The organism is Robiginitalea sp., assembly GCF_049588695.1.
Lineage (GTDB): Bacteria > Bacteroidota > Bacteroidia > Flavobacteriales > Flavobacteriaceae > Robiginitalea.
Genome location: NZ_JBAVZJ010000353.1, coordinates 1 through 8,403 on the forward strand (window position 1 = coordinate 1; position 8,403 = coordinate 8,403).

Annotated in this window: 8 protein-coding genes; 3 read left to right on the forward strand and 5 right to left on the reverse strand. The window is 47.1% G+C overall.

Annotated elements, in window-relative coordinates; translation table 11 throughout:
- The first annotated feature begins 152 nt into the window (after window positions 1-152).
- Window positions 153-1,016, forward strand: coding sequence for a substrate-binding domain-containing protein (locus WBV75_RS08555; RefSeq protein WP_424120212.1), 864 nt, complete (start codon window positions 153-155; stop codon window positions 1,014-1,016).
- Between the two features lie 94 nt (window positions 1,017-1,110).
- Here WBV75_RS08555 and ung read toward each other — a convergent pair whose 3' ends face one another.
- The gene (gene ung, locus WBV75_RS08560) at window positions 1,111-1,776 is read right to left on the reverse strand and encodes a uracil-DNA glycosylase (protein WP_424120213.1); all 666 of its coding nucleotides are present in this window, start codon (window positions 1,774-1,776) and stop codon (window positions 1,111-1,113) included.
- Window positions 1,777-1,809: 33 nt separating this feature from the next.
- Window positions 1,810-2,328 carry a hypothetical protein gene (locus tag WBV75_RS08565; RefSeq protein WP_424120214.1) on the reverse strand — a complete coding sequence of 173 codons (519 nt, stop codon included), beginning with the start codon at window positions 2,326-2,328 and terminating at the stop codon, window positions 1,810-1,812.
- 135 nt (window positions 2,329-2,463) lie between these two features.
- On the opposite strand from WBV75_RS08565, the gene WBV75_RS08570 reads away from it, so the two are divergent.
- On the forward strand, window positions 2,464-4,638 hold the full coding sequence (locus WBV75_RS08570; protein WP_424120215.1) for an endonuclease MutS2: 2,175 nt from the start codon (window positions 2,464-2,466) through the stop codon (window positions 4,636-4,638).
- A 178-nt stretch (window positions 4,639-4,816) separates the two neighbouring features.
- Window positions 4,817-5,236, forward strand: coding sequence for a thiol-disulfide oxidoreductase DCC family protein (locus WBV75_RS08575; protein ID WP_424120216.1), 420 nt, complete (start codon window positions 4,817-4,819; stop codon window positions 5,234-5,236).
- Here WBV75_RS08575 and WBV75_RS08580 read toward each other — a convergent pair whose 3' ends face one another.
- From WBV75_RS08580 to gshB, 3 genes are read right to left on the reverse strand one after another with little or no spacing between them, the layout of a single operon-like run.
- A complete protein-coding gene (locus WBV75_RS08580) occupies window positions 5,237-6,409 on the reverse strand; it encodes a flavohemoglobin expression-modulating QEGLA motif protein (protein WP_424120217.1) in 1,173 nt (390 codons plus the stop codon).
- Window positions 6,406-7,233, reverse strand: a complete 828-nt coding sequence (locus WBV75_RS08585; RefSeq protein ID WP_424120218.1) for an N-formylglutamate amidohydrolase — start codon at window positions 7,231-7,233, stop codon at window positions 6,406-6,408. Before WBV75_RS08585 ends, WBV75_RS08580 begins: the two co-directional genes overlap by 4 nt.
- A complete protein-coding gene (gene gshB, locus WBV75_RS08590) occupies window positions 7,223-8,254 on the reverse strand; it encodes a glutathione synthase (RefSeq protein ID WP_424120219.1) in 1,032 nt (343 codons plus the stop codon). The genes WBV75_RS08585 and gshB overlap by 11 nt, the downstream gene beginning before the upstream one ends.
- Window positions 8,255-8,403 lie beyond the last annotated feature (149 nt).

Here is an 8,403-nt window from a genome sequence, read left to right on the forward strand (position 1 = left end):
CCTTATGGGTCACAAAGCCGCCTCGGTAAACTGCATTCTGGCCAATCGAATTACGGGCACCTTTAGTTCAGACCCGGCATCAGCCGTAGATCATATGATTCGACCAACGTGGAGGAATCTAACCACAACAGCCTAAACCCTCCCTAAGTGTTATGAATAGAATAATAAAAATTGCAGGGGTGCCGGAACACTTTAATTTACCCTGGCACCTGGCCATGGATGAAGGCGCCTTTCGGGAACGCGGTATAAACCTGGAGTGGACCGATGTCCCTGAGGGCACAGGGAGGATGGTGAAGCTATTGAATTCAGGAAAGGCAGATATAGCCATTTTGCTGACTGAAGGGTACGTCAGGGCGGTATCGGAAGGGCTCGAGGCCCTCATCGCACAGGAGTATATCGCTACCCCCCTACTCTGGGGAGTTCACGTACATGCGCAAAGTTCGATTACGACCCAGGCGCAACTGGTAAACAAAAAAGCTGCAATCAGCAGGTATGGAAGCGGCAGTCATCTTATGGCTTTTGTTCATGCCAAAAATATGGCCTGGCCTGAAGATACGCTTCAATTTGAAGTGATCAATACCATGGAAGGAGCTGTTCAGGCACTGGGGGAAGCGCGGGCAGATTATTTTATGTGGGAAAAATTTACAACCCAGCCCCTTGTGGATCAGGGGGTATTTCGAAGGGTTGGAGTATGCCCTACCCCCTGGCCCTGTTTTGTAATTGTGGCCAGATCGGATTTTGCCCGGGATGAACCTGGCGTTCTCCTGGACGTTCTGGAAATTATTAATGGATACACTTCCGAATTCAAGCAAATCCCCAGCATTGACAGAACCCTTTCCAATCACTATGGGCAGACCCTTGCCGACATCCGGGAGTGGTTGTCACTTACACGCTGGAGCCAGGAACAATTAAATAGTGAAAAACTTGAATCAGTGATAGATACACTTAATGAATTAAATCTTTTATCGAATAATGTACCTGTAGAGAATACGCTTTGGAATCCCAAAGAGTTGTAAGGGTCTCAACACCATAACCCCCGTAAACCGTTTAAAAATGCCTTAAATGTACAAGGCCCGTTAAAGTTCATTCTCTCGAAGGGCTTAAGAAGTTTTACCAGCTAATGGGAGGACTGTTTTTAAGCAACAATAGCTCGTTCACCTTGCTAAAATGCCTGTTGCCAAACCAATACCCCCTGTTGGCGCTCAAAGGGGAAGGATGCCCCGAAGTGAGGATATGGTGTTTATGGAGATCGATCAGCGGAATTTTCTTTTTGGCATACCCTCCCCAGAGGAGAAAAATTAAACCTTCCCGGGTTTCCGAAAGCCTTCGGATCACCGCATCGGTAAAGGTCTCCCATCCCTTGTTGCGATGGCTTCCTGCAGATCCTGCACGGACGGTTAAAACGGCGTTGAGCATTAGGACGCCCTGTTCTGCCCAGCGGGTGAGATCTCCGCTTTCAGGATACTCCGCCCCTGTATCAGCCTGAATTTCCCGAAAAATATTGACTAATGAAGGAGGATGCCGCAGCCCATTGCGCACGGAAAATGACAATCCGTTTGCCTGATTGGGCCCGTGATAGGGGTCTTGTCCTAAAATCACAACCCTGACTTTGTCTGGTGGGCAATGGGCAAAGGCAGCAAATATATCGCTCCCTTTGGGATAGCACTGGTACTCTTGATACTCCTTCCGAACGAAGGAAACCAGACTGTTAAAATATGGAGTATCGAATTCAGGTGCTAAAAGCGGTTTCCAGCCGCCCTCAATGGATACCTTCATAATGGTCAGGTTTCTTTCAATCTTCCAACAAAATCAGGCTGTCATGGCCGTATAGAGGTTCTTAAAAAAATCCCGTTCCCTTTTACTAAACCACTCACCACCAAACCCCCAAACAGTACCTTCCTTACCCGCTTTTGCGATGCGCTCGGCGAGATTCAGAGTCCAGGTTTTATATTCTTCAATGGTCTTTGGGCTTTCATGTGCCTTAAGGTCTGAAAGAACAAGAGGGATTAGCCTAAAAATATGGTTTAATAACCCAGAATGTTCGCGGATTCCCATTCTGTCCAGACAATCCATAATCTCATCGTGTTTGGCAGAAGTATCGGCTAATTGCTGGCTTTCATTTTCGGCTTCAGGGACAATGGCGGGAATTAATGGATTGTCCGGAAATGTAATGCGCCCTTCGGCCAAACCATGGGTCATAGCCAGTCGTTCACTGGCAGATCCGGCAATACCACTTCTGCCTGCTCCTTCCATAGCCATGGCTATCAGATAAGGTAGTCTTCTGATGCGTATCCATGCGTCTGTATTATACTTCTCCTCCGGGCACATAAAAAGATTTATTACAGCCTCTTAAAGATACAAAAAGCAGCGTTAAAAGCCACAGGATATGATGAGAAAGGTTATGTGGGAAGAGACGGGACAGAATTAATAGCAATGCGTAACTTTGAACTGTTTTAAAAACCTATGAATAAAGTATCTAAAAAAACGCTCGAGGACCTCGAGTTTCCGGAAGTCTGTGCGCTTCTGAAATCGCGCTGCGTTACAGGTCCGGGCAGGGCCCTTGCAGACGAACTCATTCCTTTTAGGGATGAGGCTTTGCTCAGGGAATCCCTGGGCCGTACAAGGGAATACCTCACTTCCCTCGAAAGCGAAAACAGGTTGCCTAACCATGGATTTGAGTCCATTGACATGGAACTGGAAGCCCTCCGGATCGAGAACAGCTTACTTCCGGTAGAAGCCTTCCGGAAATTTGCCTTTATCGCGCGATTAATTGAGCAACACCAGCGGTATTTAAAAAAATTCATCGAGTATTTTCCATTGCTGGAGCAATGGGCAAGCCAGGTACCCTTCAAAAAAGAGATCCCTGAGTGTATTGATGCTGTCATCGACAAGCATGGGGAGATTAAAGACTCGGCCTCTCCCGAACTCGCAATCCTTCGCCGACAAATAAGGGGGTTACAGGGAAAAGCAAATCAAAGCTTCAACGCTGCCCTTTCCCGGTATTCGAAACTAGAATATCTGGATGAAATCCGGGAATCCACCCTCGAAAACCAAAGAGTCCTTGCCGTCAAAGCAATGTACCGAAGGAAAGTAAAAGGAAGCGCCCTGGGCACCTCAAAAACCGGGAGTATTGTATTTATTGCCCCTGAGGCGGCTTTGGTGCATTCCAGGGAATTGCAGCTCTGTTACCTGGAGGAAAAAGAAGAAATCCAGCGCATTCTGCGAAATTTGGGAGGCGAACTGCGTCCTTTTATCCAGGACCTCAAGGAATATCAGGATATACTCGCAGAAATCGACCTGTGTGCTGCCAAGGCCCTTTTGGCCCGGGATATAGGTGGTATACTCCCGGAAATAAATAAGGATAATGAGCTGTTGCTCCTGCAGGCCTATCATCCACTTTTGCTGCTCAACAACAAAGAAAGAGGTGAGAAAACATGGCCTCAAACACTGGAATTGAATCCTGAGAACCGGATCATTGTGATTTCCGGGCCCAATGCAGGAGGCAAGAGTATCACCCTTAAAACAATTGGCCTCCTGCAGCTCATGCTTCAGAGTGGCATACTCATCCCGGTTAAAGAAGGCAGCACGGCTTGCTTTTTTAACCAGATCTTAACCGATATAGGAGATCATCAGTCCATAGAAAACCATTTGAGTACGTATTCATATCGACTGAAGAATATGAATCGCTTCCTGCGAAGATGCGATGAGGACACCCTCTTTTTAATCGATGAATTCGGAACGGGGAGTGATCCTGAACTCGGAGGGGCCCTTGCTGAAACCTTCCTTGAGACCTTTTACGATTGTGGCGCTTTTGGCGTAATCACCACGCATTATGCGAATTTAAAAGCGCTTGCAGATGAGCTCCCCCATGCCTCAAATGCAAATATGCTTTTTAACAGCAAAACCCTCGAGCCTACTTTTCAACTGGAAATGGGACAGCCGGGAAGCTCATTTACCTTCGAAGTAGCCCAGAAAAATGGAATCCCCTATAGCCTTATCAACAAAGCCCGTAAAAAAGTGGCCAGGGGAAAGCTCCGGTTTGACCAGACAATCGCCAAACTGCAGAAAGAGCGGAGCAAAATGGCACGAACCGAAGACCGGTTACAGGAAGAAGAGTCCAGGGCTCGAGAAGAAGCACAGAAGCTGGAAGTCCTGAATGAAAAAATTCAGTCCAAACTGAGCAGTTACCAGGAACTCTACGATTACAACCAGCGCATGATTCACCTGGGCACCCGGGTGGATAAGGCGGCAGAAAAATACTACAAGACTAAAAAGAAGCGCCCCCTGATTTCGGATCTTTTGCGGATTGTAGAAACTGAGAACAGCAAACGGAAACCAAAGGCTTCCAAACCTGCAAAGGAAACTACCCAGCCCCCGGAGTCGGTAAAGAAGGAATTACAGCGGGAGGTTCAAACAATTCGGAAAAAGAAAAAGGCTGAAAAGCGGAGCGCTGAGAAATCTGAAGCGAAAAAACCAAGGCCGGTTTTGAAAATTGGAGACCAGGTGCGCCTTTCGGATTCCAAATCGGTCGGGAGCATTGACCGGATTGAAAAACAAAAGGCTTTGGTTAATTACGGTATGTTCACCACCGAGGTCTCAATAGACCAATTGGAACTGGTATCTTCCCGGAAGTCATAGACTCAGAGGGGAACCCTCCCCTCCCTGAGGAAAGATAGAGCCCCTTCCCGCAATTTGAAATCACACCCAGGGCCTGCAGAACCGTCCCCTGATTTAAAGGAACCTACAAACAAAAGGCTTGATGCGCCCCGGACAAATCTTATGCAATCGTTTCCCCCATATCCCCTACCTTTGTTTTGTGCAAGTAGAATCGGGAAAAAAGATTATTTTGTTCGATGGGGTCTGCAACCTCTGTAATGGTGCGGTGCAATGGATAATCAGGCGGGATCAGGCTGATGTTTTTCGATTCGCACCCCTGCAAAGCGCCATAGCCGAAGACCTGCTCAAAGAGCGTAGGGTGGATACCTCACAATTGGATTCCATTATTTTTATAGACCCGGGAATAGCCTATTTTGTAAAATCCGACGCTGCCCTCGAAATAGCCCGAAATATAAAAGGCTATGGGTGGGCACCCGCGTTATTGGGATGGATACCACGCTCGGTTCGCGATGGTATTTACGACCTGGTTGCCAAAAATCGCTACAGGCTTTTTGGCAAGAAGCAGCAGTGTATGGTTCCCAATGCGGAAGTGAATGCCAAATTCCTGCAAACCTCCTGATTACTTCAGGTTGTTGAGAATAAAATCCAGGGTAGGGTTTTCGATATTTTTCTCGCGGAAACTCAGGGATTCATGAGGTCCGTTTTGGCTGAGTCCCAGACTTTGTAAATGCAGGATGTCTTGCTCGTATTCCATGGAGACCTTTCCGGACAAAAGCGGCTCCAAAGACTTTCCTTTTTGATAGCGTTTATAAATCTTCCGGAGTCCGCTGAGGTATAATCGGTCTTTGGTAAAACCACCTCCCCTGTGCGCCCTCAGGGTGATGTTAAAGGCGGCTTCCCGATTCAGTTTATACTGATTGTGAATCAGGTCAAAGGTGTCAGAAAAACTAAAACCTTTACTTAATGTATGTGTAGCTAATACACGGTAAGACAATTCTTTAAGTCTTTTAATGGTAAGTGCCCCACCCATGTATTCACTAAAAACAGCAAGCCCTTCCTGCGTCTCAACATTGTTGGGGAAACCGTTGGAAAAAATATGCAGGGGTTGCTGCAAACCGTTAAAGGTCGTCACCATATGTACGCCTATTTCGTGATGGGCCAGTGTGAGTAGTTGATTATCACTAAAGCGTGTATTGCGCTTTAAAAGCATGCTCCTTGTACTGTTGCTTACCATGGCATCGGCAGCGATATGCGGGGTCAGCCGGATATTGAGCGGAAAGGAATAAGCCTGTGCGAATTCCGTAAAATAAGTATAAGCCTGTTTAGGCGTAAATTTCCTTTCCATGGCCTCTGACGGGGGATCCTCATCGAAATGGAGAATAAATTTTGCATTTTGTACGTCCCGGTCTGTAGGCGTGCCGTAGACGCGCAGGGAATTGTAATAAAAGTCCTTTCCATCCCCTATGGTCTCTATACACTGGACCATATTGGAGTAGAAGTAGATCACTTCCTTATAGAGATTTCTTATACTTTCATCCTCTATTTGGTCCAGGCGATGCGAAAAGAATAACTGGTGTAGTTTATAGGGATCAAACTTGAGTTTCGGGTATTTAAACTGGGGGTCCTCATTGTATTTGGAGGCGAAGAACCGATGTTTTTCCTTTTCGGCATTCAGGGGATTGATATAACTGAGCAGTTCAATCCGCTGAACCAGTCGGTCGAGATGGGCGTCGATCTCAAAAATAGTTTTATACCGCTCCTTGAGCTCGGGCTGCAGGGCAACTTCAATCATAGATATTCCTGGAATTCAGTGAGCTGCAAAGGTATTAATTCTTTTAATTGACGCGCCGCGGAATCTACGACTTCAGGAAATATTATACCCGTGGTTTCATCACAATAGACTTTCGAGATTTCCGTAGCCAGGACCAGGGTGTTTTCAAAAGTATCGGTGAGGGACTTTAAAAAATAGCCTTTTCCAAAAAATACGTCGTTAATACGGGCTGTCGAAGGAATCCCATTTGGCAATTGAATCTGTGCGAGCCTGGATCTCCAGGACTCTGCCAAAACCCCAAAACGGGAATTATCGATATTGGTGGTTCCCAGATTCCAGGTCGGTACTTCCCGCTCCCAACGCTTCCAGTTGTAGCTGTGCATGTCAAAAACCAAAGCCGCCCCGTATTTCGATTCAATCTGGGCCGTCAAAGCGTGGGCAACCCGATAAAAAGCATTGTGTTTCGAAAGACTTAGCCCTCTTTCCACCTCCGGAAGTTTGGTTTTCCAAAGCGGTTTGCCCCAGGCATCCTCGAAAATACAGTCCTCGGGAGGCCTGTTTAAATCGTATTCAAAACGGCTGTCAGAACCCGAAATCACAATGGGATGGGATGCGATTAATTCCCTTGTGCAGGGATCTTCCTCGTACCATCGCTCATAGGCGGAATGGGTACAATTGTCCCAGAGGGATTTTCTAAACTGGTTGCCATCGTGTACTGCGGCGCAAATATAAGGGGCGTACGCAGCCACTTTTAAGCGAAAAGAATAATCGCTGGCTACGGCCTCAAAGGGAGTCTCCGAACGGATGAGCCCAACCATTTCCTCAGGAGTCAGCCTACGCATCATCTACCTCTTTACGCAGCCTGGACCTCCTGTCAAAGGCCTGTAATTGATCCAAAACGCGACTCTCGATAAAATCGATGACCCGCGACTGGATTTTCGTTTTGTACACTTTGTTCATGTAGGTAATACCTCCGGGAGACATAACATTGACCTCTACCAGCTTTCCCCCTATAACATCAATACCGACAAAGTACAACCCGTCATTGACCAGTTTAGGGCCAATCTGCTTGCAAAGGGCTTTTTCTTCTTTTGTCAGGGAATGTCTGGCCACCGATCCTCCGGCAGATACATTGGAGCGATGGTCTTCTTCCCCCGGAATACGTCGCATAGCACCGATAGGTTCCCCGTTGAGCAGCAGAATGCGTATATCCCCCTTGTCTGCCCCCTCAATATATTCCTGAAGGATGACATAGCTAGAGGTGCCATCTCCGTTGGTGATATAAAAGTCCAGTAGGGAATTGATATTGGACATGGCCGATTTTTCGATCAGGATTACTCCGGAACCCCCAAAGCCATTCAGGGGCTTTAAAATCATCTTGTCCGCTTTGCTTTCCTTGATCTGCTGTATGAGGTATTTCTTGTTCTTGGATACATGCGTTACCGGGATAATATTGGAGTGACTATCGCCAAAGGCAGCCGTGTATAACTTATTGTTGGCCTCCCGAAGTCCCTGAAGGGAATTGACAATAAAAACATCGTCCTTTACGGAATCGAGAAAATTGAGCATCAAAGGGTCCAATGGGGGGTTTGCCCTCATAAAGAGAACATCAAACCCTGCAAGGGGCAGCATCTCTTCCCGTACTTTGGCCTTGTTGTAAAAAGCTTTCAGATTGGAAGGAACCTTCTCCATCCGATTGATAACTGTACAAAAGGAGCTTGTTACACTGTTTCGGATGGTCAGGTTGGCCGGAGTGCAAATGGCCACACCGTGCCCCCGCCTTACACATTCGTGGATCAGCGCCAGACTGGTATCGTTGGCCGGGTCAATTTCCTCCCAGGGATACATTAAAAAACAAATATTCATAAGTCGTCTTTGTGCATTACTTCATCCAAATGGTCATCCCATTTCTTTTCAACAGGCTTACCCAGTTTGCCAACAGATTTGGCGACCAGCATTGATACCATCGCATCGCCGGTGACATTGACCACGGTTCTGAGCATGTCCAGCGGGCG